The organism is Luteolibacter flavescens, assembly GCF_025950085.1.
GTDB lineage: Bacteria > Verrucomicrobiota > Verrucomicrobiia > Verrucomicrobiales > Akkermansiaceae > Haloferula > Haloferula flavescens.
Genome location: NZ_JAPDDS010000007.1, coordinates 72,093 through 95,759, shown reverse-complemented (window position 1 = coordinate 95,759; position 23,667 = coordinate 72,093). Strand labels below are relative to the sequence as shown.

The following is a 23,667-nucleotide window of genomic DNA, read 5'->3' as shown; positions in this document are numbered from 1 at the left end:
GAAAGGCCCGAGTGATCAAATGACCGACGGAAATGCTTCGCGGATCCGCTTTGCCAAGTCCTCCGCATCGCCCCTTGCTGTGATTGCTGCGGCCAAGCCGGCTGCCTGCCCCGTGGCAAAGCACGTCCCCATGACCCGCACCGACGCCTGCGCGCCGTGATCACAGGAGATGCAGCGCCCGGCGACGAAGACCCCGTCGAGCGACTCCGGCATCAGGCAGCCCAGCGGGATGCCCGCCGCGCGGTCATCTTGCGGGTAGCGCAGCTTGGGCCCGCGGTTCGTCTCGCGGAATTCCAGCGGCCAAGTCGCGAGCGCGATGTCGTCCTCGTGCCGCACGCCGCCGAGCACCTCGGCTTCCGTGAGAACGTGCCGTCCTTTCCAACGGCGGCTCTCCCGGACACCGGCTCGCACGGGCCAATGGGAGATGCAGGCACTCTCCCAGCCTGCCGCTTCCTTCCTGAAAAACTCCACCGCGGCGGCGGCCACGCTGCGTCCGGCGACTTCCAGGCGCGAAAGGCAGGCGGCATCCAGTGGATCGTAGTCACCTTCCTCCGCGCCGCTGAGATCGATGGTACCAAAGATTTCCCCCGCCCTGCCGCTGGCGCGGAAGTGAAGGCCGAGCGTTTCCTTCGAGAGCAATCCCCGCCGGATGCCATCGACGATCCGGCCCGCGAGCGCGAGGCCCTGCTCGCCATCCGCCGCACCCTGGACACCGAAGACGTAAGCGGGACGCTGGAGCCGGGAAGACTCCGTCATCTCCGACGGCGCGCCTAACAGATCGGCTAGCACGGCATCGCCCGAGGCATCGATGATGGTCCGCGCGTGGATCTCGCGGCGTTGTCCGCGGCAGATGACCGCAGCCTTCCAGCCCCCGGCATCTCGCTCGACGGACAAGGCCTCCGTATGGAAGAGCACCTCCACGCCGCTCTCGCGCAGGAGGTCATCGGCGATTCTAACAAACTCCACCGGATGCTGGCGCAGCACCCAGACGCGGCCCATTTTCACCGGTCCGCCTTCGCCCGTGGCGGCCAGCATCCGAGCGGCGATCTCCGCGGGGAAGCCGGCATTCGCAATCACCGGCGTCTCCTCATTCAGCAGATAGAGACCGCAAAAGGTGTGGACCAGCGAAGCGGTGCCCATGCCACCGGCAAAGCCGTGTCGCTCCACGAGGACAACCCGGGCTCCCGCGCGTGCCGCCGTCACCGCGGCGGCCAGGCCGGCACTGCCCCCGCCGAGCACCAGCACGTCCGCCTTCACGCGAGCTTCCTCCCGATGAGATCCGCGAGTGCCGAGGGCGTCCCGAGGTTTTCCCGGCCCGCGTCTTCCGGGCTGATAACCGCGCCGAAGCGCTCCTCCACCACGACGATGAGCTGCATCACCGCCATCGAGTCGAGCCCTGCGGCGAAGAGATCTCCATCGACAGGGAAATCAGGAGCCAGATCCACCAGACCTTCCTCTTGGAGCATCGTCACCACTTCTTCCGCTGTCGGCCCTTGGTTCATCCTGCGCCACGGGAGCAAAGCAGCGCGACGGCGGCAAGCACCCTTCCCGCCTGCCACATGCCGAACGGCCCGAAGTCGTGCATCCTGCATCCACCGCCCATGCAAGGAGCCGCATTCCTGGCACAACCACCATCACAACCCATTGAAAATGAATAGGCACTCAATCTGCCATACTCTTTCACAAGGTCGTTAGACCCACCAACCAACTAAAAACGATTATGAAAACTCCTCTGATCCCTACCCTGATTGCCACCGCTGCTTATGCCTTTGCTTTCACCTCGTGTGACTCGCATCAGGAAAACGTCCGCCAAGATGCCCTTGAGCAGAAGGCCGACGCCTTGGAAATGAAGGCTGACGAGGTGCGCAAGGATGGTGAAGCCGCCGCCGATGCAACGGAGAAGGCCGCTGACCGCGTCCGCGAGCAGGCCAAGGACTCCCTCGATGCCGAGAAGGAAAATGCCGAGGCCCGCGCTGACGCCGCCGAGGACAATGCCGACTCGATTCGCAAGGCGACCGAGCGCAAGGCTGAAGCTCTCGAGGACGAGGCCGACGCCAACCGCGACGCGAAGTGATCTCTGTCCCGCCCTAGGGCCCTGTCGGACTCATCCCCGGCAGGGTCTCAATCTTACCCTATCATTCCGATGAACACGCACCGTGAAGAACCACAAGCCTCCAAGAAGGCAGAAGCCGTGGTGCTCGTTTCGATCTATGCGGCCCTAGCAGTCGCCTATATCTTCCTAGGGGCGCTTTTCCGATAGAGGTGCCCGCTACGTGATCGCGTAACACAGCATGCATTGACCTTTCATCGTTGTTGAATAGGATCGGCCCGGCGCTCCCTAGGCCCATCCCCCCGATGAAGATCTTGGTGCACGATTATGCAGGCCACGCTTTTCCCACGTCACTGAGCCGTGCGCTCGCGGCCCGTGGCTATCAGGTGGTGCATGCCTTCGCAAGTTCGCTCCAGACTCCACGCGGGGATCTTCGCCGGAACGAGAACGATGCGCCGACCTTGGAATTCCGCGAGATCCCGATGGATCCGGAATATCCAAAGTACAAATACTCCTTCCGCCGCCGGCGGAGCATGGAAATCCGCTACGGCCAAGCCGCGGCGGATTTCGTGCGTGAATGGAGGCCCGATGCGGTGCTCTCCGGGAATACGCCGACGGAAACCCAAGAACCCATCACCCGCGCCACCGTGGAAGTCGGCGGGCGTTTTTATTATTGGGTGCAGGATTTCTACAGCCTGGCGGTGGACAAGCTGCTCCGGAAAAAGATCCCGGTGGCCGGAGGCCTGATCGGGTCCTGGTACCGGATGTTGGATTCGAAGCAATTCAAGCGCAGCAGCGGGATCGTGGCGATCACCTCCGATTTCACGCCCATCCTGCGGGAAGAGTTCGGGGTCGATCCACAGCGCGTCTCGGTAGTGCCGAATTGGGCCGCCATCGAAGATTTCCCGGTCCATCCGAAGTCCAACGACTGGTCCCGCCGACACGGGCTGCACGACAAGTTCGTCTTCCTCTACTCCGGGACCATCGGCATGAAGCACAATCCGGCCATGCTGCTGGAACTGGCGAAAAAATTCCGCGACGACAACTCCGTCCGGGTCGTGGTCGTTTCGGAGGGAATTGGTGCCGACTGGCTGCGTCGCGAGTCCGCCGAGGCGGGTCTGCAGAACCTGCTGCTCCTGCCTTACCAGCCCTTTGCCGAGCTGCCGATGGTGTTGGGATCAGGCGACGTGCTTGTCGGCATCCTGGAGGAGGAAGCGGGGATCTTTTCCGTTCCCTCGAAGACACTCAGCTACTTGTGCGCGGCGCGACCCATCCTGCTGGCGGTGCCAAAGGAGAATCTGGCAGCCCGCATCACCCGGGACCATGGCGCGGGCATCACCGTCGAACCGCGTGACATGGAGGGCTTCCTCTCTGCGGCAGGCTTCCTTCAAGCATCGCCCAAGGAGTGCGGGGAATTCGGCAGAAAGGCCCGGGCCTATGCCGAAGAGACCTTTCCCATCGAGAAGATCGCCACGACCTTCGAGGAGATTCTAACAGCCAAGGCGTGAGCGCTGCGGTAAACTTCGCCCGCCTGTCATGCGCTGCCTCTGGATCACCCGGCAAGACCCCCGCCCCGCCGACAGCGGCGAGCTGATCTACACGCTCGGCCTGCTGAAGGCCCTCGCGGCGCAGCCGGGCATGGACATCACGGTCTTGGCCCATCATCCGAATCCGCGGCCATGCGCCCGTGGAAATGCCGCGACCGATGACCCGCAGCGCCGTCTGGAGCAGGGCAAGGCAAGCTACGAGAATGGCGACCCTTCCGCCGCCGTCGCCCATCTACAGGCCGCGCGGCAAGATCCGCGACTGGCCGAGGAAGCCGCCGGTCTGGCCGAGCGCATCACTGCGGAAATCGAAGGAGCCCCGAAGAACGCCTCGCGTTTCGGCGGCAGGGGCCAGGCGGTGAACTGGGAGCTCCATGGGACGATCCCGAGCGGCCGGCTCCGCAGCCTGGCCTCCACCTTGCCCGGCGACGCCTTTCGACTCGGAAATCCTGTTCAACGTGCCGAGCTGAAGCGCTTGTTAGAGAAAAAGTGGGACTGGATCGTCATCGATCAGGCTGCCTGTGCCTGGGCCCTCGGGATGATCGGCAAGGAGCAGAAGGTCGTTTACCTCGCTCACAATCACGAGGCGACGGTGCGCCGCGAAGTGGCCGCGGATGGCCGCGGATCGCTGCCCATGCGGATGGCGCTGAAGCTGGACGCCACCAAATACGCCCGGATGGAAGCTGCGCTCTGCCGCCGGGCCGATCTCATCTCCGCCATCACCCCGCGCGATGCGGAAGCCTTCAAAAAGGAGAACCCCGGCAAGCCCGTCTGCGTCCTCCCACCCGGCTACACGGGCAGCATTCCTGACGGACCGCCACGGCCCATCACGGAAGAGAGCCCTCGCACCGTGCTGCTGGCGGGGACCTTCGAGTGGCTGGCCAAGCGCCGGAATCTGGAGTCTTTCCTGAAAGCCGCCGCAGCCCCATTCCAAGAAGCAAAGATCGCCTTCCAGGTGGCGGGCAAGGCGGACCCCGAGTGGTTCGCGGCGCTGGCCCGGCAGTACCCGTGGGCGAGCTTCGCGGCGAATGTGCCGTCGATGGCCCCCTACCTCGATCAAGCCCGCATCGGCCTGATTCCGGAGGCCCTGGGCGGCGGCTTCAAGCTGAAGGCGCTCGACTACATCTTCCGCGGGCTGCCTCTCGCCTCGGTGGAGGCAGCACTCAGCGGTGTGCCGGTGGATCCCGCCACCGAGGCCATCGCCGCACCAGATCCCGAGTCGCTCGCGCTCGCCGTCGCCGGAAAAATCGACGACCTCGCCTTCCTCAATCACGCCGCGAGCCGGGCAGTCGATGCCTGCCGCCATGCCTTCCACTGGGAAGACCGCGGCGAGCTGTTAGGCCGCGCGCTCGGGAATCCCGACGCCTTCCGCTCATGACGGCGACCCACGATGCCGTCGAGGTGCCATCCACGGCCGCCGCGCCATGGGTGGAGCGGCTGCTGTGGGTCTTCATGATTTCCTTCGCCTTCGACTACCGCGCCTCGCAGGCCCGCGAGGCCAGCGGCGGCGCGGGATTCGACCAGCTCATTTTCCTCGGGCTCGCGGTCTTTTCCACGGCGGGCATCGTCCTGTTAGGCTGGAGGCACCTTCTTGTCCGACCCGGCGCGTGGCTCATCCTCGGCTGGGGCGGGTTCCTCGGCTTCATGGCGGCGAATGCGCTGATGCAGGGCGTGGCCCCGGGCCGCTCCCTGCGCATCATCCTGCCGCTCATCCTCTGCCTCGCGGGGATGATCAATGCCCACATCGCGGGCTGCGTAGGGGTGAAGCCCTCGCGCATCGTCATGCCGGTCTTCGCCGCCGCCTGCACGAACGTGCTGTGGCGGATTTTCCACGGCTTCGTCTTCAAGGGAGTGACCATGGAGACGGCGCGCGTGGAGGTGCAGAGCTCCGCGAACAACTGGCTCGCCGCGTGGATCGGCTGCGCGCTGCTGCTGCGCTCGCGCTTTCACTGGCTGCTGCCGGTGGCGGTGGGCGTGCTGTTCTTCGGCATCTTCATCACGGTCACGCGGTCGTTGCTTTTCCCCGTGATGGCGTCCGCCTGTGCGGCCTCGCTGTGCTTCATCCTCGGCGTCCGCTGGGGAATCTATCAACCCTTTGACGCGGTGAAGCGGCTGTGGCCCGGCTTTGCCATCGGGCTCTTCGCCATCGGAGCGGTCGGCATCGCAGCAATCGCCCAGCCGCATCAGATCGAGCGGTGGAACGAGCGCCTCTTCCACCACGCCGAGGACCGGAATACAAAGGCGGACATCTCCTTCCTCACCCGCGTGGCCGAGGCGGATGCCATCTTCGAGATCCTCAACCGCGAGCCCGTCCACTACCTGCATGGCAAGGGCATCGGTGCCTCCTACTACTGGCATCCCTCCTACATGCAGGAGATCCATCTCGTTTTCCCGCCGGACGAGGAAATCGGTGACGATGTCTGGTTCGCCGGCCACTCCACCTGGACCTACTCGCTCTTCTCCGGCGGCGTGATCGGCCTGCTCGCCCACATCGCCCTGATCGGCGGTGTCATGGCTGCATCGATGGCCGCGGCGCGTGCGAACGCCTCCGACCCCGGGCCGGACCAGTGGCTCGCATTCCTGCCGTTCATCGCGGCATGCTGCCTGCTCAGCGAGACGCTAACCTCAAACCCCTTCGATGAACGACTCGCCTCGATGATTTTCGGCGTGATGGCCGGATTGTCGCAGGCTTTCCTTGTGCGCGCTTCTTGGATCCATGCCGGGCAGCCGATCTCTCTCCGATGACTTCCACTCCCCTGACGAAGACCGTCGCTTTGGTTGACCCGCTCTGGGTCGGCCACCATCCGATGTACTTTTCACAGTTCACCGCGGCCTTCCTGCGGCTGGGCGCATTCGTCATCGGCCTCTGCCCGGAGCCCGGCGAGGCATTCTCCGCGGCACGCGCCGCATCGATCAGAGAGGTGGCGGACTTCGACCGCCGCGTCTCGACGCACAAGCTGCCTGCGGGAAAGAAGAGCTGGTTCAACGGACGCTTCGAAGGCGATCCGGCCCGCACCTATCAACGCTGGAAGCGCTGCGCCGACACCATCTTCGAGGCAGAGCAAGCCACCAACCGCAAGGTGGATCTGGTCTTCTTCCCGTATCTCGACAGCTACCTGCGCTTCCTCCCCTTCCCCTCGGTGCCGCACCTGACCATCGACCGGCCGTGGAGCGGACTCTACCTGCGGAATCACCACCATGGCGAGACCGACTCGCCGGTGAAGTCACTGCGCATGCTGGCGAAGGGCGACGCGATCATCCGCAGCCCGCTGTGCCGCGGCATCGGCGTGCTCGACGAACGCTTCATCGACCCGATGAAGCGCTACACCCGCAAGGACGTGCATGCCTTTCCCGATGTGACGGATTCGGCACTCCCAGCCGCTCCATACGCGCTGGCCGAGGAGATCCGGGCAAAGGCGGGCGGGCGGAAGATCATCGGCCTGCTCGGCATGGAGCGCCGCAAGGGCCTCCTCAATCTCCTGCGCGTCGCGGAGAAGGCGCGCGAACTACGGCTTCCATTGTACTTCGCCTGCGGCGGTCGCTACGAGCGACCGGAGTATTCCGACGAGGAACACGCTCTCGTCGAGCAGACCGCCCGCAGGGTCGCGAGCGGCGAGATCGACAATCTCCACTTCACCCTGCCCGGCGGACGTATTCCCGCGGAGGAGGATTTCAATGCCGTCTTCCGCACCTTCGACGTTGCCTGGGCGGCCTACGAAGGCTTTGAGGGAAGCAGCGGCACGCTTGGCAAGGCCGCGGCATTCGACATTCCCTGCCTGGCCACGGCGGGCGAGTGCATCGGCCACCGGATCGAGGGTTACCGCACCGGACTGACCATTCCCGAGGGCGATAGCGACCGCGCGCTGGAAGCGCTCCGCCGCATCCTCGACGGACGAGATTGGGAGGACAAGCCCTTGCACGGCGACTACGCCCGCTTCCGCGAAGATCACGGACTCGCGCGCCTCGACTCGCTGCTCGGTGGGATTCTCAGCCGGGTGTGAGGCGGTCCGCCAGCACCCGCAGGCGTCGCAGGTGCTCCGACGGTTCCGCATCGTCGGCGTGATTTGGCAAGACTCCCGCGAGATCGAGCGAGAGGGCCTTCCTGACGCTGGCCGCCATTTTCCCGGGGTCGGCATTCAGGATCGCCGGAGGGAAATGCGACCACCTTCCGAAGCTGGCAAAAAGGTCGCCGCAAAAGAGCAGCCTGAGAGCCTCGCAATAGTAACCGGTATGGCCCTCGGTGTGGCCGGGCAAGCTCACCGCGCGAAGTCCGCACCCGGTCTCGATTTCGTCGCCATCGTCAATCAAGCGGTCGGGAACAAAGGGACGAAATCCTAAAACCGGACGGCCGATTGCCTCCAGCATTCCCCCGATCCGCCCCCAGCCCCGCGAGCTGCCGCGGCCGAGATAGCGCTCCGCATCCGCGCGTGGCGCGGCGATCCACGCGCCGTGCTCACGCGCGAGGCGGGCGACATTCAGCGTGTGATCCAGATGACCGTGGGTGAGGAGTATCCCGCGGATCGGCTCGTTTTCCCACCCCCGCCGGACGAGGGCACGGCGGAGAAAACCCACGCCGCCGACAAACCCTGCATCGAGCAGCAACAAGCCTGCATCATCTCTCAGCACGTGAAAACTCACGAGCGGCGTCCGCACCCGCAGAATCTCGGAAATCACGCCGCCATTTGAAACTCATCGATTCATGGCGTAAAGGAGCGATGCCTCGGCTCCGTCACCAATGACGGCTCTTCCCGCCGACCGGCATTCATGTATCAAGCTGCATCATCCTGAAAAATCCCATGATCGCTCCACGTCTGACCACAGCCGCCGGATTCCTATTATCCGCGCCCCTCTTCGCCGCGCCGCCCACCGGCGGGATCACACGGCAGGTATGGACCGGTGTCGGTGGATCGGAGGTCTCGAATCTCACCTCGCTCGCCAGCTTTCCAAACTCGCCGAACCAGACGGGCACGCTGACAAGCTTCGATGCGCCGCGCGACTCGATGGACAACTATGGCGCGCGGATCCTCGGCTGGGTCCATGCGCCGGTCACGGGCAACTACCGCTTCTACATCCACTCGGATGACAGCAGCGATCTCTGGCTCAGCACGACCGAATCGCCCGACCAGAAACGACGCATCGCAGGGGTCTCCAGCTGGGTTTCCGCAGGCCAGTGGAATGGCTCGCCGGACCAGACATCGGTGGAAATCCCGCTGGTAGCCGGGCGCTACTATTACATCGAGGCACTGCACAAGGAAGGCGGCGGAGGCGATCACCTCGGAGTCGGGTGGACTTATCCGGGGCAGTCTTCGATCACCTACATTCCCGGCTCTCGCTTGAGCACCTGGCAAAACGTCGCTCCGATCGCGAACAACGACACGGGTTACGTCCGCCCCGGGTCATCGACCATCCTGCGGGTGCTCGACAATGACCTCGATCCGAATGGCATCGCCACGCTCAATCTTTCCTCGCTCGCCATCGTCACCCCGCCGGTCCACGGCACCGCGACCGTCCGGCCCGATGGCAAGATCGACTACGTTCACACGGGCACCGGAACCGGCACCGACTCGCTGACCTACGAGATCCGCGATACCCCCGGCCTGATTTCCACCGCCACCGTCTCGATCCAGATCACGGATGCCCTGCGCCTGCCGCTCGCCTCGTCGAAAATGCCAGCGAATCCGCCGCCCCAACAGATCGCGGCGGTGAATGCATTTCCCAACATCGGCTTCTCCGATCCACTGGCCATCGCGACGCCTCCCGGCGAGACGAACCGACTCTTCATCGTGGAAAAAGGCGGCGACATAGAGGTCATCCCGAATCTCGCCGCGCCCGCCCTCGCATCGACGCCCTTCCTCGATCTCGATGCCATCGTCAATCCACGGAACAGCATCTACGGCAACGAGGACTTCGTGAACCGCGGCGAGTCCGGCCTGCTGGGTCTCGCCTTCCACCCGGACTACGCGACGAATGGCCGCTTCTTCGTCTTCTACTCCGTGGAGTTCGGAGGGTCGATCCATCAGCGGGTTTCGGAGTTCGCTCGCTCCGCCACGAATCCGAACCAGGCGAATCCCGCCTCGGAGAAAATCCTCATCCAGCAGCAGGATGCGTGGGACAACCACAACGGCGGCGATCTCCACTTCGGCAACGACGGTTTTCTCTACATCAGCCTCGGTGACGAGGGAGATCAGAACGACTCGGAGAACAATTCGCAGCGCATTGACAAGGACTTCTTCTCCGGGATCATGCGCATCGACGTGGACTTCGACCCCGCAAACTACAACGCGGGCACCAGCCTGCGGCCTAACACCCACTCATCGGTCATCATCAACTCGGTCACCGGAAATCCGAACTACAAGGTGCCCGGCGACAACCCGTGGGTAGGCGCGACCAGCTTCAACGGACTGGCCGTAACACCCGCCAACGTGCGCACCGAATTCTGGGCCGTGGGCCTGCGGAATCCGTGGCGCTTTTCCTTCGATCGGCAGACGGGCGACCTGTGGTGCGCCGATGTCGGTGGCGGAAGCTGGGAGGAAATCAACAAGATCGTCAAAGGCGGCAACTACGAGTGGGCCTATAAGGAAGGTGCCAGTAACGGCCCGAAGTGGAACTCCCGTCCCTCCGGATGGACCGGCGCGCAAGGCCCCGTGTACGCTTATGGCCACGGCTCCGGAACCTTTCAGGGCAACTCGGTCACCGGCGGTGTGGTGTATCGCGGTACCACACTCCCCGCTCTAACAGGTCGCTACATCTTCGCCGACTATTCCTCGGGAAACATCTGGGCGATGAACACGACCACCGCCGCGGTGGAGCGCATCTCGGGTGAAGGCGGCATCGCGGGCTTCGGCCTTGATCCCTCGAATGGCGACGTCTTGATCGCGGACCTCAATGGCCAGATCCGGCGGTTGGTGAACCAAGCGGTTGATACCGGCTTCCCCGCGACGCTGGATGCGACAGGGCTCTTCGGCGATGTCGCGACACTCACTCCGGCCGCGGGGATGGTGGGCTACGACGTGAATCTCCCCTTCTGGTCGGACCATGCGAAGAAGCGCCGCTGGTTTGGCATCACGAGCCCGACCGCGACGCTCGGCTTCAATGCCGAGGGCGCGTGGGACACGCCCGCCGGCACGGTGTGGGTGAAGCACTTCGACATGGAGATGCAGCGCGGCACTCCGTCCTCGGCGAAGCGACTCGAGACGCGCGTCTTCGTCCGCAATGCCACCGGGGCCTACGGTGTCTCGTATCGCTGGAATGCCGCGGGCACCCAGGCGAACCTGGTGAATGAGGCGGGTGAGGAATTCGACCTGTCCATCACCGTGAATGGCACGCCGACCACACAGCGCTGGCGGATTCCATCGCGCGCCGAGTGCATGACCTGCCATTCCGCGGAGGCCGGTCTCTCGCTGTCCTTCCGCACGCGGCAGTTGAACTTGGCCGGGCAGATCGGTGGTGAGAGCGGTAACTTCATCCAGCTTCTTTCCGACGCCGGCTATCTCGACGGGCTGGATGATTCCCCGCTGACGCTCGCGAAGCACGTCGCTCCAAGCGACACGGCTTATTCGCTCGAAACCCGCGCCCGCGCCTGGCTGGATGTGAACTGCGCCTATTGCCACATGGATGGCGGTACCGCTCCCGTGAACTTCGATGCGCGCGCGGAGGTGCCGCTCTTCAGTACGGATACCGTGAACGTCATGCCCTCCAGCGGCGTGCTTCACCCGAATGACCGCCTGCTCGCGCCCGGACAGGAGGAGCGCTCGGTGATCGTCCATCGCTCCTCCGCGCGGAATGGCTACACGCGCATGCCCCCACTGGCGACGAACGTGGTGGACGAGGAAGGGATGCAACTGCTGAAGGACTGGATCGACTCCGAATTGCCGGATCGCCAGAGCTTTGCCACGTGGGTATCGCAGCGCCTCGGTGGACGCCCGGCTGCGGACCAAGGCGGGACGGCAGATCCCGACGGCGATGGTCGCGACAACCTCACCGAATTCCTGGAGCTGACGGATCCGCTCGCGCACGATCGCGGACCTTCCCCCGCGACAGCGTTGGATGGGGAGGACTTCCAGCTCACCGTGCCGTCCTTGCCCGGACGTGGCGTGAAGCTGGAAACTTCGACGAATCTTGCCGACTGGAGCATCTGGAACACGCCGGGCAACGACGGCCTAGAGCGTTCCGGTAGCACGCCCTGGCAGATCGCGGTGCCGGTTTCGGGAGATCGCTTGTTCTTCCGCGCACGGATCGAAGAGCGATGAAAGAAAGCGCGCGAAACCGACGAAAAAATGGCCCGGAAACAATCATGCAATTTTATGCACTTTCCCATTGCGTGAGTTCCGGGAGCCTTGCATCCTTTTCACCAGAACCCCACCCAAGATGAAAAACGTGACCCGCTTCTCTCTCCTTGCCGCGACCGCCCTGATGACCTCGCTTGCTCCGGCCCAGGAAGCCAAGCCAAAGGAAACGGACGCCACACCGAAGAAGGAAGAGGCGAAGCCAGCGGAAACACCGAAGCTCGACTTCGGTGATCATAGCTCATCCGTCATCACGACCAAGGCGTGGGAAGCGCTGGCCGCCGGGAAGCATGACGAGGTGGACGGCTACGTCGCCAAGTGCATCGAACTCTACGAAGCGAAGGCGCTCGAAATGCAGAAGGGCCTCACCGAGGCCGCACCAAAGGAGAAAGCCGCGGAATACTGGGCGCTCAATGACGTGGGCACCTGCTACTACATCCGCGGACAATCAAAGGAGGCTCGTGGCAAGACCGAGGACGCCATCGCCGACTACAAGGTCCTCGTTGAGAAGCTTTCGTTCGCCCAGTGCTGGGACACCAAGGGCTGGTTCTGGAAGCCAGCCGATGCGGCGAAGGACAAGATGAAGAGCCTTGAGTTTGACTCGTTGAAATAATCTTACGACGGCGTTCCCACTGTCGTCCCCTCGCGAAGACGGCCGGAGATGTAAACGTGCTGCGCCTGATGGAAGCGCTTCCTCAGGCGCGCCGTGAGGCGCTGCGTGCCGCTCACGCCGATCTCGCGGAAAGGAATCTCCACAGTCGTCAGCGCTGGGCGATTGCCACGTCGCTCGATCCCGTCAAAGCCGGTGACCGAGACGTCTGCCGGCACCTTCAGGCCACGCTTTTTCAGCCCCGCGATCAGATCGTATCCCTGATGATCCGCCGCGCATATCCATGCCGTCACGCCGGAACGCGTGCGCTCAGCCGCAGCATCGATCCCCTTCTCCAGAGGCAACTCGGCACCCGGGTAAACCCCGATCACATCGCGAGGATCGACGGGCAGCTTCAGCCGGGTCATCTTCTCCATGAAGGCCCCGTAGCGGCGGAAGGACCAACCGGCCTCGACCTGATAAGATCGCGTGTAAAAGCCGATGCGACGGTGCCCCGCGGCGGTGAGATGATCGATCAGCATCGAGATCCCCTGGTAGTGATCCACGTCCACGCAATCGATCGCATTGTGCTCGTACTGGTCCACCAACGAGACGAGCGGCACGCGCGTGGCCAGTTCGTCCACCACTTCCACCGGGAAGGGATAGATGAGCAGCACGCCGCTGGTCTTGCGACGGCCGAGATTGCGGATGCGGTCGAATTCCGGGCCATCGACACTCTTCACGTCCGGCGGGATGAAATGCACCTCCACCAGTGCCCCGTGGAGCTGGGCATACTCGGATACACCCTCGAGGATCTGCGCGCCGGGACTCTCGTATCCTCCGCTGAAATACTCCTTTTTCTCCGTGCAGATCAGCGCGCAGAGGGTGATCTGCGAGGCAGGCTGCTTGGTGGTCCGCACGCGGGTCTCCATGTGCGAGTAGCCGAGTTCCGCCGCGATCTGGAAGACCTTCGCCCGTGTAACCGGGCTGATGCCCGCGTGATTCGTGAAGCAGCGGGAGACCGTCGCGCGGGATATCCCGAGACGGTCGGCAATCAATTGTTGGTTTACTTCGGCCACTTGCGCTACGAACCCTTTCCGGGCTCACGGAAGATGCCCCTCGCCAACGCAATGGCAAGAACGTCGTGCGCGGGCGGAGATCGTTTCTTGGCAATGTGTCGTCCGAATATGTAATTTCGTGCAATATTTTACTTTGTTAAGTCGTTGTTAAACCCATGAAAGCCATCGTTTCATTTGTAGTCCCCGTTTTGTTCGCCACTGCCATCGCGGAGCCCGGTCCATTGACCATGCGGCGCAATGCAGACGGCCCCTGGGAGCTGGTGCGCGATGGAAAGCCCTTCTTCATCCGCGGCGCGGGTGGGCATCAGAGCCTGGACGTGCTGGTGGAGTCCGGCGGCAACTCGATCCGCACCTGGGGGATCGACGCGCTCTCCGCAAAGGTGGACGGCAAGCCGCTGGTCGAGCGGGCACGCGAGCTGGACATCACCATCGCCGCCGGTCTCTGGGTCGCACACGAGCGGCACGGCTTCAACTACAGCGATCCGGCCCAGCTTGAAAAACAGCGCAAGGAGATCCGAGCGGCCGTGGCGAAGTGGAAGCACGAGCCGGCCATCGGCTACTGGGGACTGGGCAACGAGATGGAAGGCCCGACGGCCGACGGCAAGGACGACCGGATCTGGAAGGAACTCGAAGTGCTCGCGAAGATCGTGAAGGAGGAAGACCCTAGCCGCCTGGTGATGACCGTGATCGCCGGGGCGGCACGACCGAAGATTGAGGGCGTGAAGAACCATTGCCCGAGCATCGATATCCTCGGGGTAAATGCCTACGCCTCCGCTGCCGTTGCCGGGAAAGCGGTGAAGGAAGCAGGATGGAACAAGCCGTTCGTTCTAACGGAATTCGGCCCCTCCGGTCACTGGGAAGTGGCGAAGACCTCATGGGGAGCGCCCATCGAGCCCACCAGTCGGGAAAAGGCTGCGAAGTATTTCTCCACGCAGCAGATCGCGACGGAAGACTCCGCCGGGCTCTTCGTCGGCTCCTACGCATTCCTCTGGGGACAGAAGCAGGAGTGCACGGCGACGTGGTATGGCATGTTCCTGAAGAGCGGCGAGAAGCTGCCATCCGTCGATGCGATGGCACGGGCATGGACCGGCAAGTGGCCGGCGAACCGCTGCCCGCGCGTGGAGAAATTCAACTGCGATGCGAAGGGCCGCGCGGTGAAGCCCGGCGAGAATGTCGCCATCGTCCTCGAAGTCGCCGATCCCGATGGCGACAAGGTCGAGCTGCAGTGGTCGATCGCCGCCGAGTCCACCGACCGCAAGGAAGGCGGTGATGCGGAGCGGGCACCGGAGGAGAAGAAGCTGGCAATGGTGTCCACCGGGGAAAATAGCTGGTCCTTCAAGGCACCCGATGCGCGCGGCGACTATCGTCTCTTCCTCATCGTCCGGGACGGGCGCGGCGCGGCGAGCGCTGAGAACATCCCTTTCCAAGTGCGCTGAGCTTTCCCTAACAACTCCCCTCCCCGGCCGCAGGACTCGACATGATCGGCGGTCCGCCCTGAGATGTCGGCGTTCATTCCACGCCGATGAATCCCCAGCTCGCACTTGTCCTCGGCCTGCTCGGCGGGTGCATCGCCATGTTCATCGCGAATCGCCCGCGCATGGACGTGGTGGCATTGCTGGCGATGATCGCGCTGCCACTGGCCGGGATCATCACCGTACCGGAGGCGATGGCGGGATTCTCGGATCCGAATGTGATCCTCATCGCCGCCCTCTTCATCGTCGGCGAAAGCCTGGTGCGCACGGGTGTGGCGAATCACATCGGCGACCTGCTGCTGAAACACTCGGCGGGCAGCGAGACGAAGCTGCTCATCCTGCTGATGCTCGCCGTCGCGGGTCTCGGATCGCTGATGAGCTCCACGGGCGTGGTGGCGATCTTCATCCCCGTGGTGCTGCTGGTCGCCAGCCGGAGAAAGCTCGCGCCCGGGCGACTGATGATGCCGCTCGCCTATGCGGGCCTGATCAGCGGCATGCTCACGCTGGTGGGCACCGCTCCCAATCTGGTGGTGGACAGTGCCCTGCGACACGCGGGCCATGCGGGCTTCGGCTTTTTCAGCTTCACGCCATTCGGCGCGGTCATCCTCGCCATCGGCATCGGCTACCTGCTCATCGCGCGGCGCTGGCTGGATCGCCCGGACGAGGGACGTGGCATCGAGAATCCGCGGCGGCAGATGATGGACTTCGTGCAGGACTACCGGCTGGCCGAGCGCGAATACCGGATGAGGATCGGGAAGGGATCGCCGCTCATCGACCAGACGCTGGAGAGCGCCGGGAAGAGCCGCCGCTCCGAGGGCAACGTCGTCGCCATCGAGCGGAAGCATGGCAACCGCGTGGACCTGATGGAGCCGCGGGCGGGTCTCCAGTTGTTGGAGGGAGACGTGCTTCTCATCGACATCGCCACACCACCCGACGAGGCGCGATCGAAGGAACTCGATGAGCTGAAGCTGGAGCCTCTGCACCTGCGCGGGCGCTACTTCACGGATCGCTCCCGCGAGATCGGCATGGCGGAGGTGCTGATCCCGCCGGATTCGAAGCTGGTCGGCCGCACCATCGTCGAGGCAACCTTCCGCACGCGGCTGCGGCTGAATGTCATTGGCCTGCGACGCGGGCGCGAGGCGGTGGACGGCGTGGTCGCGGAGGAGAAGCTGCGCGCCGGGGACACGCTGCTGGTGATCGGCCGCTGGAAGCACATCATGAATCTGCAGAAGCACCCGCATGATTTCGTGGTGCTGACGCTGCCGACGGAGATGGACGAGGTCGCCCCCGCCGCGAGCAAGGCACCGTGGGCGCTCGCCTGCCTGGCAGTGATGGTGCTGCTGATGGTCACCGGCTGGGTGCCGAATGTGATCGCCGCGCTGCTCACCTGCCTGTTGCTCGGGGCCACGAGATGCATCAATCTGGACTCGGCCTATCGCGCCGTGCAGTGGCCGAGCCTGATCCTCATCGTGGGGATGATCCCCTTTTCCACCGCGCTGCAAAAGACCGGCGGTGTGGATCTCGCGGTGAATGGATTGCTGCAGATTTTCGGCGATGCCGAGCCGCGGCTGCTACTCGCCGCCCTCTTTGCACTCACCTCGATCATCGGCATGTTTGTCTCTAACACGGCGACGGCAGTGCTGATGGCCCCCATCGCCTTGAGCGCGGCGCAAGTGCTCGGGGTCTCCCCCCACCCCTTCGCAATGACGGTCGCACTCGCGTCCTCGGCCGCCTTCATGACTCCGGTGTCTTCGCCCGTGAACACGCTGGTGATGGTGCCGGGCAAGTATCGCTTCGGGGATTTCGTGAAGATCGGCGTGCCTTTCACGCTCCTGGTGATGATCCTGACCGTGCTGCTGGTGCCGTGGCTACTACCGCTGTAGTAGCGTGTTGAAGGACTTCGCTTACTCGTAGCCGCTGGGTGGCACTTGTTGGTCCGGAAACTTCCGCCCGTATTCTCCCGAGGACTGCCACCGGGGCCACTTGCGGTCCGAACCGATCAAGCGATCCTTCTCAAGCAACGTGACGTTCCGTGCCCAGGGTTCTTCAAGCGTGAAAGAGTCACCGTCCGATCTGAAAACCAATCCGCCGGGAAAGGGCTTCATGAGCGGCGACGTCTCGCCGCCGACGGATTTCAGCAAGCCTTCAAGATCCTTTGGCGTCTCCCCATTCCCGACAGCCCCGGCAGCAATGAAATGGATGGTAACGAAATGGCGCTCGCGCTCGTGCTTATGCGCTTCCAGATGCCGGTTCGATACGAAAAGAGCCATCACCGCCAGCAGGACAGCGAGAGAAAGGAACAAGATGGAACGCTTGAGAGACATCGCTCTTTCCGTTCTTAGCCCAAAGCTCGAGCCCCTTCAAGGTCAACGGTCCTGACAAAAAAGCCCGGCCTCCCTTTCGGAAGACCGGGCCTTTGTCAGATCAATCTAGCTTACGCTTCGGGAGCGGCAGGTGCCGGGGCGGCAGCGCCTTCGGCTTCGGCAGCCTTGGCCTTTTCGTCGCGGAGGACGGCCTTGCGGCTCATCTTCACGCGGCCCTTTTCGTCCACGCCGAGGCACTTGGCCGTGACCATGTCGCCCTTCTTGACGACGTCTTCCACCTTCTCGGTGCGGCCTTCGGCCAGCTCGGAGACGTGGATGAGGCCATCCTTGCCGGGGAGCACTTCCATGAAGGCGCCGAAGTTGGTGATGCTGACCACCTTGCCGGTGTAGACCTTGCCGACTTCGATTTCCTGGAACATGCGCTCGATGAGCGACTTCGCGCGCAGCAGTCCTTCTTCCTTGGAAGCGTAGATGTGCACGGTGCCGTCGTCCTCGATGTTGATCTCGGCACCGGACTCGGCCTGGATGCCCTTGATGTTCTTGCCGCCAGGCCCGATGAGCTCGCCGATGCGGTCGGCCGGGATCTTGACGGAGACGATGCGCGGGGCGTGCGGGCTGAGAGCCTGCGGGCCGGAGACGGCATCGGTCATCTTGGCGATGATCGTGGAGCGGGCAGCCTTCGCCATGTGGATGGCTTCCTCGAGGATCGAGAGCGGCAGGCCCGGGAGCTTCAGGTCGAGCTGGTAGCCGGTGACGCCGTCATCGGTACCGCAGAGCTTGAAGTCCATGTCGCCGTAAAAGTCCTCGGAGCCGATGATGTCGAGGAGGGCCTTGTGAGCCTTCATCGTGCCATCTTCGTTCCACTCGGTCACGAGACCGACGGAGATACCACCGACGGGTGCCTTCAGCGGGACACCGGCGCAGAGCAGCGACATGGTGCCGGCGCAGACGGTGGCCATCGAGGTGGAGCCATTCGACTCCATGACTTCCGACGAGACGCGCATGGCGTATGGGAAATCCTCGACGTCCGGGATCACCGGGGCAATCGAGCGCTCGGCGAGGGCGCCGTGGCCGATTTCGCGGCGGTTCAGGCCACCCATGCGGCCGGTCTCACCCACCGAGAACGGAGGGAAGTTATAGTGAAGGATGAAGCGCTTGCTGTCCTCACCACCGGCGTAGTTGTCGAAGAACTGCTTCTCGTCGGCCGGAGCCAGCGTGCAAATCCCGAGGGCCTGCGTCTCGCCACGGGCGAAGATCGCGGAGCCGTGGACGCGTGGCAGGCTGTTCGCCTCGGCGAAGAGCGGGCGGAGATCGCCCACCTGGCGACCATCGGCGCGGAGGCCCTTCTCCATGATGGAGATGCGGAATGCCTTCTTCTGGATGTATTCGAAGACCTGCTCCACGTCGAAGTCGGTGGACTCCGGGTAGCGGGCCTTGATAGCGGCTTCCACTTCGTCGCGGAGGGCGCCGACCTTCTTGCCACGCTCGACCTTCGACGGTGCGTAGATGGCGTCTTCGATGCGGCTGCCCGCGATCTCGTAGCCGACTTCGAGGAGCTCGTCCTTGGCGACGGTCAGGGCGTATTCGCGCTTCTGCTTGCCGGCGAGGCGCACCAGCTCTTCCTGGGCGGCGACGAGCTTCTGCACTTCAGCCTGGGCGAAGTGGAGGGCCTTGATGAAGTCTTCTTCCGGCAGCTCGTTGGCGGCGCCTTCGATCATGATGACGTCGGTCTTGTTGCCGACATACACGAGGTCGAGATCGCTCTCGGCGCGCTCGTCGAAGGTCGGATTCACGACAAACTGGCCATCCACGCGACCGACGCGCACCGCGCCGATCGGGCCGGCGAAGGGGATGTCGGAGATCGCCAGGGCGGCGGACGCACCGTTCATCGAGAGGATGTCGGAGTCATTGATCTGGTCCGCGGAGAGGAGCAGCGCGACGATCTGGGTGTCGTAGAGGTAGCCCTTTGGGAAGAGCGGGCGCAGCGGACGGTCGGTCATGCGCGAGGTGAGGATCTCCTTCTCGGTCGGGCGACCTTCGCGCTTGAAGTAGCCGCCCGGGAACTGGCCGGCGGCGGAAGCTTTTTCCTTGTACTCCACGGAAAGCGGGAACCAGGTCTGGCCTGCCTTCACTTTGGTTTGCGACACGGCGGTCACGAGGACCACGGTTTCGCCGCAGGTCACGACGACGGCACCGTCGGCGAGCTTTGCGATTTTCCCCGTCTCGAAGGTGATGGGGTTCGAGCCGACCTGGCTCGTGACTGTATGGATGTTCATCTTGTCTGTCTTTCAGTATGGGTGCCTCCGGCGACATGCCGGTGGCGGTGTTAGGTTTCGGACAGACCCCAAAATGGAAGAAAGGGATGGAAGGGCTGTCCGATGACGGAGGGGAAAACGTTTCCCGGTACCCGTCGATTCAAGCGCGACGGCCACGGGGTGAACCGTGGCCGTCGGGAGAAAGGGGCTTACTTGCGGAGGTTGAGACCGGCGAGCAGCTTCTGGTAGCGCTCTTCGGAGTTTGCCTTCACGTAGTCGAGCAGCTTGCGGCGCTGCGCGACCAGCTTGAGGAGGCCGCGGCGGGACGAGGTGTCCTTCTTGTGCAGCGTGAGGTGCGCCGTCAGGTGGACGATGCGCTGGGTCAGCAGGGCGACCTGATAGTCTGCGCTGCCGGTGTCGGTTTCGTGGGCCTTGAAGTCCGCGACGTTGATGGTGCTTTCGCTCATTGATGTATTTGATTCAGTCCAGTCACCTTGACCGGTCCGCCCTTGGTCGGGACCGCGGAGGAAACCCGATTCCCCGGGTATTGCAAGCACGGATTCAGGAGTCGGCGGCAGACTCGCGACGGGCGCGGGCTTTTTGTAAATCCGCCAGACTCACCCGCTTCCCCATGCCCCGGCGCGCCATCAGCCACCCCGCCAGCGCCCCGCCGAAATGGCAGGCATGTGCGACGGTCAGCTCCCCCTGCGGCATCCACGGCACGGCGGCGGCGAGGATTCCCGAGGCGATCAGGATTCCGAGGCCCAAGTTCTTCGCGGAGATCCGGATGAAGGCCATCCGCGACTGCGGGGACGACGTGGTGTACCACAGCAGCAGCGCGGAAATGCCGCCCGATGCCCCCACCAGCGTCATGTCCGGCATCGGCTGGGGCAGCAGGAGAAAGAAGGCACCGCCTGCCAGCACCCCGGCGATGAAAACCCGCGCGGCGATCTTCCAGTCCGCGATCCTTTCCACCCGCATGCCCACACTGACCAGCAGCAGGGCATTCAGCAGCGCGTGCCACCAGACCCCGTGGACCAGCGCATGGCTGGCGATCTGCCAGAGCCATCCCTTTAGAATACCATCCCGACTCAGACCGAGAGTTTGATAGACCTCCGGGACACCCTCCGATCCACCGAAGAGCGCCAAGACACCCTCGATGACCAATAGCAGCGCCGCCAAACCGAGCGAGAACCGGGCGGAGCGAAAATCCTCCCACCACCATTTCAGCCGCTCGCTCCGTCCGGGCACGAACGGAGAATGCATGACCGGGGCGAGGTGGAGAGTCGAAAAAGCGGCGGAGCGGACAGCAGGATTGCCTTACTTCACTTCACCACGCGGGCGCGCGGCTCGCGCTTCACAGAGTCATTCGTGCCGGGGCTGGTCACAAAGGGACCACCCTCCAGCGGGGCGATGCCGGTGAAGGCCACGTCCGGCATTTCGCTCGGGCGACCGGCCAGCGGGAAATCCTTCCGCAGCGGGTAGAAGGGATAGCCCTCCCACATGAGGATGCGGCGCATGTCCGGGTGGCCGGTGAAGCGGATGCCCATCATGTCATAGACCTCGCGCTCGTGCCAATCCGCACCTACCCAGAGGTCGGTGGCGGTGGGCACTTCCTCTTCCTCGGAGACCTTCGACTTCACCCGCAGGTGCTTCGAGTCGTCCACGGTGACGAGTTCATAGACCATTTCGAACCGGGGATCCTCGCCGAAGAAATCGAGGCTCGAGATGTCGATGATCATCTCATAGCCGAGTTCCTTCTTCGCGGTGGCCAGCACGTCGTGCAGCACGCCGAGCTTCACCGAAATGGTGTGCTCGCCGCGGAACTCCTTCGTTCCGACCACGTCCGCACCGAATTTTGCGGAGAGCTTTTCGATATCCTGGGCAGCGGACATGGGAAAATCAGGCAAGGTCCTCGATGAATTCCTTCTTCTGGTTCGACAGCGCGGGATCGGCGTCGATCTTCGCCTGAAGCTTCATCAGGCCCTCGATGAGCGCCTCGGGCCGTGGCGGGCAGCCGGAAATGTAAACGTCCACCGGGATCAGGCGGTCGATCCCCTGCAGCACGGCGTAGGAGCGATACATGCCGCCGGAGGAGGCGCAGGCACCCATGGCGATGCACCACTTCGGCTCCGGCATCTGGTCCCAGATGCGCTTCACGGCGAGGGCCATCTTGTAGGTCACGGTGCCGGCCACGATCATCACGTCGGCCTGGCGCGGGGAAAAGCGCATCACCTCCGCGCCGAAGCGGCTGAGATCGAAGCGGCTGCACGCGGCGGCCATCATTTCGATGGCGCAGCAAGCGAGTCCCATCGGCATCGGCCACATGGAGTTCTTCCGCATCCAATTCATCGCGGCATCCACACGCGTGAAGATGATATTGCCCTCGATCTTGGAATCGTAGGCCGCGTGGGCGGTCTGGGTTGAATCGCTGACCATGGTCGTGCAGGCCGACGATGCCCCTCCCCCGCCCGGCTCTCAAGCTCGTTTGTGAAATTTTTCACAAGCTCACCCGCCAAGCTGCCGCCTTGCCTTGGGCCGACGGGAGGCTATTATCAGCCACGATGGCAGTTCTTGAGAAAGTCGGAATCCCGCCCCTACAGGCTGGCGACGTCCTTTCGCGCGCCGAATTCGAGCGCCGCTACGCTGCGATGCCCAATCTCAAGAAAGCGGAACTCATCGACGGCATCGTTTATATGGCCCCTCCTGTCCGAGCCGATCACCACGGCATTCCTCACGTCGATCTCGCCACGCTTTTCCGCGTCTACTCTGCCAGACACGACGGATTGAAAGTAGCCGACAACAGCACGGTCCGCCTCGACATGCTTAACGAGCCCCAGCCGGACCTACTGCTAATGCGCGAGGGCGGCCAGGCGAAGATCGATGCCGACGGCTACGTCTGCGGGGCACCGGAGTTGGTGGCGGAGATCGCCTCCAGTTCGGCCGCCTATGACCTTCATCAGAAAAAGCGGGCCTATCTCCGGGCTGGCGCTCTGGAGTATCTGGTGTGGATCGTGGCCGAAAAGCGCGTCGTCTGGTGGCAACTCCAAGGAGACGAGTTCGTCGAGATTGCCCCTGCAGCGGATGGATCGCTGGAAAGCCCGAATTTCCCCGGACTGGTCATTGATGTAGAGGCATTAGTCGCCGGGGACTTTGCGAAAGCCTTGGCCCGGCTTGCCTGAGTCTTCCTCCGCGCTTGTCAGGGACCTACAGGCGGACAAGTCTCCGCGCGCCCATGAATCGCATCGACGCCGCCTTTGACCGGCTCCGCTCGGAAGGAAAGAAAGCCTTCGTCGCCTATGTCGCCGCTGGCGACCCGTCCTTCGAGGCCTCGCTGGAGGTGATCAAGGCCCTCGCCGACGCCGGATCGGACGTGATCGAGCTGGGACTGCCGTTCTCCGATCCTCTTGCAGACGGCATCGTGAACCAGATGGCCGCGGATCGCGCGCTGAAGGCCGGCATGACCACGGCGCGCTCGCTGGAGCTGATCCGCAAGTTTCGCGAGACGCACCAGACGCCGATCGTGCTCTTCACCTACCTGAACCCGATTTTCAACTACGGCTTCGATAAATTCCACGCCGATGCCGCCGCCGCCGGTGCGGATGGCATCCTGCTGCTGGACCTGCCACCGGACGAGGCCCGGGAAAATGACGACCTCGCCCGCGGCGAAGGCCTGAATCACATCCGCCTGATCGCCCCGACCACCCCGGAGGACCGCATGAAGCTGCTGGCAGAGAGCGCCGAGGGCTTCATCTATGCGCTCTCCCGCACCGGCGTGACCGGTGCCCACGGAGCCCCCTCCGAAGGCCTCAGCGAGCTGGTCGCGAAGATCCGCAAGGACGCGAAGGTGCCGGTCTGCGTCGGCTTTGGCATCACCACGCCGGATCAGGCGACCATGGTTGCGAAAGCGGCGGACGGGGTGATTGTCGGCTCGGCCATCGTGAAACAAGTCGAGCTCAATCCCGACCGCGCCGCCGGAGCCGTGCGGGACTTCGTCACCCCGCTCATCGCCGCGACGAAGGCGGTGTGAAGGATCTCAGATCCAAAATTTCAAATTTCACATTCAGAT

At 63.7% G+C, this 23,667-nt stretch carries 21 protein-coding genes; 11 read left to right on the top strand and 10 right to left on the bottom strand.

The genetic code is table 11. From position 1 onward, the window contains the following. Positions 1-15: 15 nt before the first annotated feature. Complete coding sequence (locus OKA04_RS13885; RefSeq protein WP_264501781.1) at positions 16-1,257, bottom strand: FAD-dependent oxidoreductase; 1,242 nt, start codon at positions 1,255-1,257, stop codon at positions 16-18. Beyond that, the gene (locus OKA04_RS13880) at positions 1,254-1,502 is read right to left on the bottom strand and encodes an acyl carrier protein (protein WP_264501780.1); all 249 of its coding nucleotides are present in this window, start codon (positions 1,500-1,502) and stop codon (positions 1,254-1,256) included. Before OKA04_RS13880 ends, OKA04_RS13885 begins: the two co-directional genes overlap by 4 nt. Positions 1,503-1,720: 218 nt before the next feature. On the opposite strand from OKA04_RS13880, the gene OKA04_RS13875 reads away from it, so the two are divergent. The 5 genes from OKA04_RS13875 to OKA04_RS13855 all read left to right on the top strand — a co-directional run bounded on the left by OKA04_RS13875 (position 1,721) and on the right by OKA04_RS13855 (position 7,595). After that, positions 1,721-2,074, top strand: a complete 354-nt coding sequence (locus tag OKA04_RS13875; RefSeq protein WP_264501779.1) for a hypothetical protein — start codon at positions 1,721-1,723, stop codon at positions 2,072-2,074. A gap of 281 nt (positions 2,075-2,355) precedes the next feature. Continuing rightward, on the top strand, positions 2,356-3,558 hold the full coding sequence (locus tag OKA04_RS13870) for a glycosyltransferase family 4 protein (RefSeq protein ID WP_264501778.1): 1,203 nt from the start codon (positions 2,356-2,358) through the stop codon (positions 3,556-3,558). A 28-nt stretch (positions 3,559-3,586) separates the two neighbouring features. Beyond that, entirely contained in the window at positions 3,587-4,972 is a 1,386-nt protein-coding gene (locus OKA04_RS13865) for a glycosyltransferase (RefSeq protein ID WP_264501777.1), read from the top strand. Beyond that, a complete protein-coding gene (locus OKA04_RS13860) occupies positions 4,969-6,339 on the top strand; it encodes an O-antigen ligase family protein (protein WP_264501776.1) in 1,371 nt (456 codons plus the stop codon). Before OKA04_RS13865 ends, OKA04_RS13860 begins: the two co-directional genes overlap by 4 nt. Next, complete coding sequence (locus OKA04_RS13855) at positions 6,336-7,595, top strand: glycosyltransferase (RefSeq protein ID WP_264501775.1); 1,260 nt, start codon at positions 6,336-6,338, stop codon at positions 7,593-7,595. The genes OKA04_RS13860 and OKA04_RS13855 overlap by 4 nt, the downstream gene beginning before the upstream one ends. On the opposite strand, the gene OKA04_RS13850 is transcribed toward OKA04_RS13855, so the two are convergent. Continuing rightward, positions 7,582-8,268: an MBL fold metallo-hydrolase gene (locus OKA04_RS13850; protein WP_264501774.1), complete on the bottom strand. Its 687-nt coding sequence runs from the start codon at positions 8,266-8,268 to the stop codon at positions 7,582-7,584. The two genes, OKA04_RS13855 and OKA04_RS13850, sit on opposite strands and share 14 nt — an antisense overlap. A 122-nt stretch (positions 8,269-8,390) precedes the next feature. On the opposite strand from OKA04_RS13850, the gene OKA04_RS13845 reads away from it, so the two are divergent. Both OKA04_RS13845 and OKA04_RS13840 read left to right on the top strand, forming a co-directional pair. After that, positions 8,391-11,843, top strand: coding sequence for a PQQ-dependent sugar dehydrogenase (locus OKA04_RS13845; RefSeq protein WP_264501773.1), 3,453 nt, complete (start codon positions 8,391-8,393; stop codon positions 11,841-11,843). A gap of 118 nt (positions 11,844-11,961) precedes the next feature. Then, positions 11,962-12,492 carry a hypothetical protein gene (locus OKA04_RS13840; RefSeq protein WP_264501772.1) on the top strand — a complete coding sequence of 177 codons (531 nt, stop codon included), beginning with the start codon at positions 11,962-11,964 and terminating at the stop codon, positions 12,490-12,492. A 2-nt stretch (positions 12,493-12,494) separates the two neighbouring features. On the opposite strand, the gene OKA04_RS13835 is transcribed toward OKA04_RS13840, so the two are convergent. After that, positions 12,495-13,526, bottom strand: coding sequence for a LacI family DNA-binding transcriptional regulator (locus OKA04_RS13835; protein ID WP_264501771.1), 1,032 nt, complete (start codon positions 13,524-13,526; stop codon positions 12,495-12,497). Between the two features lie 176 nt (positions 13,527-13,702). Between OKA04_RS13835 and OKA04_RS13830 the strand changes: the two genes are divergently transcribed. After that, positions 13,703-14,983, top strand: a complete 1,281-nt coding sequence (locus tag OKA04_RS13830) for a hypothetical protein (protein ID WP_264501770.1) — start codon at positions 13,703-13,705, stop codon at positions 14,981-14,983. 86 nt (positions 14,984-15,069) lie between these two features. Continuing rightward, positions 15,070-16,902, top strand: coding sequence for an SLC13 family permease (locus OKA04_RS13825; RefSeq protein ID WP_264501769.1), 1,833 nt, complete (start codon positions 15,070-15,072; stop codon positions 16,900-16,902). A gap of 21 nt (positions 16,903-16,923) precedes the next feature. On the opposite strand, the gene OKA04_RS13820 is transcribed toward OKA04_RS13825, so the two are convergent. The 6 genes from OKA04_RS13820 to nuoB form a co-directional block, all read right to left on the bottom strand. After that, positions 16,924-17,322 carry a hypothetical protein gene (locus OKA04_RS13820; RefSeq protein WP_264501768.1) on the bottom strand — a complete coding sequence of 133 codons (399 nt, stop codon included), beginning with the start codon at positions 17,320-17,322 and terminating at the stop codon, positions 16,924-16,926. A 131-nt stretch (positions 17,323-17,453) separates the two neighbouring features. Then, complete coding sequence (locus tag OKA04_RS13815) at positions 17,454-19,619, bottom strand: polyribonucleotide nucleotidyltransferase (protein WP_264501767.1); 2,166 nt, start codon at positions 19,617-19,619, stop codon at positions 17,454-17,456. Between the two features lie 188 nt (positions 19,620-19,807). Further along, the gene (gene rpsO, locus OKA04_RS13810; RefSeq protein WP_264501766.1) at positions 19,808-20,065 is read right to left on the bottom strand and encodes a 30S ribosomal protein S15; all 258 of its coding nucleotides are present in this window, start codon (positions 20,063-20,065) and stop codon (positions 19,808-19,810) included. Between the two features lie 94 nt (positions 20,066-20,159). Then, complete coding sequence (locus tag OKA04_RS13805; protein ID WP_264501765.1) at positions 20,160-20,864, bottom strand: rhomboid family intramembrane serine protease; 705 nt, start codon at positions 20,862-20,864, stop codon at positions 20,160-20,162. A 59-nt stretch (positions 20,865-20,923) separates the two neighbouring features. Continuing rightward, complete coding sequence (locus OKA04_RS13800) at positions 20,924-21,493, bottom strand: NADH-quinone oxidoreductase subunit C (protein ID WP_264501764.1); 570 nt, start codon at positions 21,491-21,493, stop codon at positions 20,924-20,926. Positions 21,494-21,500: 7 nt separating this feature from the next. Beyond that, a complete protein-coding gene (gene nuoB, locus OKA04_RS13795; protein ID WP_264501763.1) occupies positions 21,501-22,037 on the bottom strand; it encodes an NADH-quinone oxidoreductase subunit NuoB in 537 nt (178 codons plus the stop codon). Between the two features lie 125 nt (positions 22,038-22,162). On the opposite strand from nuoB, the gene OKA04_RS13790 reads away from it, so the two are divergent. Beyond that, positions 22,163-22,780: a Uma2 family endonuclease gene (locus OKA04_RS13790; protein ID WP_264501762.1), complete on the top strand. Its 618-nt coding sequence runs from the start codon at positions 22,163-22,165 to the stop codon at positions 22,778-22,780. Between the two features lie 53 nt (positions 22,781-22,833). Beyond that, positions 22,834-23,628, top strand: a complete 795-nt coding sequence (gene trpA, locus OKA04_RS13785) for a tryptophan synthase subunit alpha (protein WP_264501761.1) — start codon at positions 22,834-22,836, stop codon at positions 23,626-23,628. Positions 23,629-23,667 lie beyond the last annotated feature (39 nt).

Bases quoted from the DNA above. Each gene is read 5' to 3' on its own strand.
- OKA04_RS13880 (WP_264501780.1), bottom strand. From the start codon at position 1,502: ATGAACCAAGGGCCGACAGCGGAAGAAGTGGTGACGATGCTCCAAGAG.
- OKA04_RS13875 (WP_264501779.1), top strand. From the start codon at position 1,721: ATGAAAACTCCTCTGATCCCTACCCTGATTGCCACCGCTGCTTATGCC.
- OKA04_RS13870 (WP_264501778.1), top strand. From the start codon at position 2,356: ATGAAGATCTTGGTGCACGATTATGCAGGCCACGCTTTTCCCACGTCA.
- OKA04_RS13865 (WP_264501777.1), top strand. From the start codon at position 3,587: ATGCGCTGCCTCTGGATCACCCGGCAAGACCCCCGCCCCGCCGACAGC.
- OKA04_RS13860 (WP_264501776.1), top strand. From the start codon at position 4,969: ATGACGGCGACCCACGATGCCGTCGAGGTGCCATCCACGGCCGCCGCG.
- OKA04_RS13855 (WP_264501775.1), top strand. From the start codon at position 6,336: ATGACTTCCACTCCCCTGACGAAGACCGTCGCTTTGGTTGACCCGCTC.
- OKA04_RS13845 (WP_264501773.1), top strand. From the start codon at position 8,391: ATGATCGCTCCACGTCTGACCACAGCCGCCGGATTCCTATTATCCGCG.
- OKA04_RS13840 (WP_264501772.1), top strand. From the start codon at position 11,962: ATGAAAAACGTGACCCGCTTCTCTCTCCTTGCCGCGACCGCCCTGATG.
- OKA04_RS13830 (WP_264501770.1), top strand. From the start codon at position 13,703: ATGAAAGCCATCGTTTCATTTGTAGTCCCCGTTTTGTTCGCCACTGCC.
- OKA04_RS13825 (WP_264501769.1), top strand. From the start codon at position 15,070: ATGAATCCCCAGCTCGCACTTGTCCTCGGCCTGCTCGGCGGGTGCATC.
- OKA04_RS13815 (WP_264501767.1), bottom strand. From the start codon at position 19,619: ATGAACATCCATACAGTCACGAGCCAGGTCGGCTCGAACCCCATCACC.
- rpsO (WP_264501766.1), bottom strand. From the start codon at position 20,065: ATGAGCGAAAGCACCATCAACGTCGCGGACTTCAAGGCCCACGAAACC.
- OKA04_RS13805 (WP_264501765.1), bottom strand. From the start codon at position 20,864: ATGCATTCTCCGTTCGTGCCCGGACGGAGCGAGCGGCTGAAATGGTGG.
- OKA04_RS13800 (WP_264501764.1), bottom strand. From the start codon at position 21,493: ATGTCCGCTGCCCAGGATATCGAAAAGCTCTCCGCAAAATTCGGTGCG.
- nuoB (WP_264501763.1), bottom strand. From the start codon at position 22,037: ATGGTCAGCGATTCAACCCAGACCGCCCACGCGGCCTACGATTCCAAG.
- OKA04_RS13790 (WP_264501762.1), top strand. From the start codon at position 22,163: ATGGCAGTTCTTGAGAAAGTCGGAATCCCGCCCCTACAGGCTGGCGAC.
- trpA (WP_264501761.1), top strand. From the start codon at position 22,834: ATGAATCGCATCGACGCCGCCTTTGACCGGCTCCGCTCGGAAGGAAAG.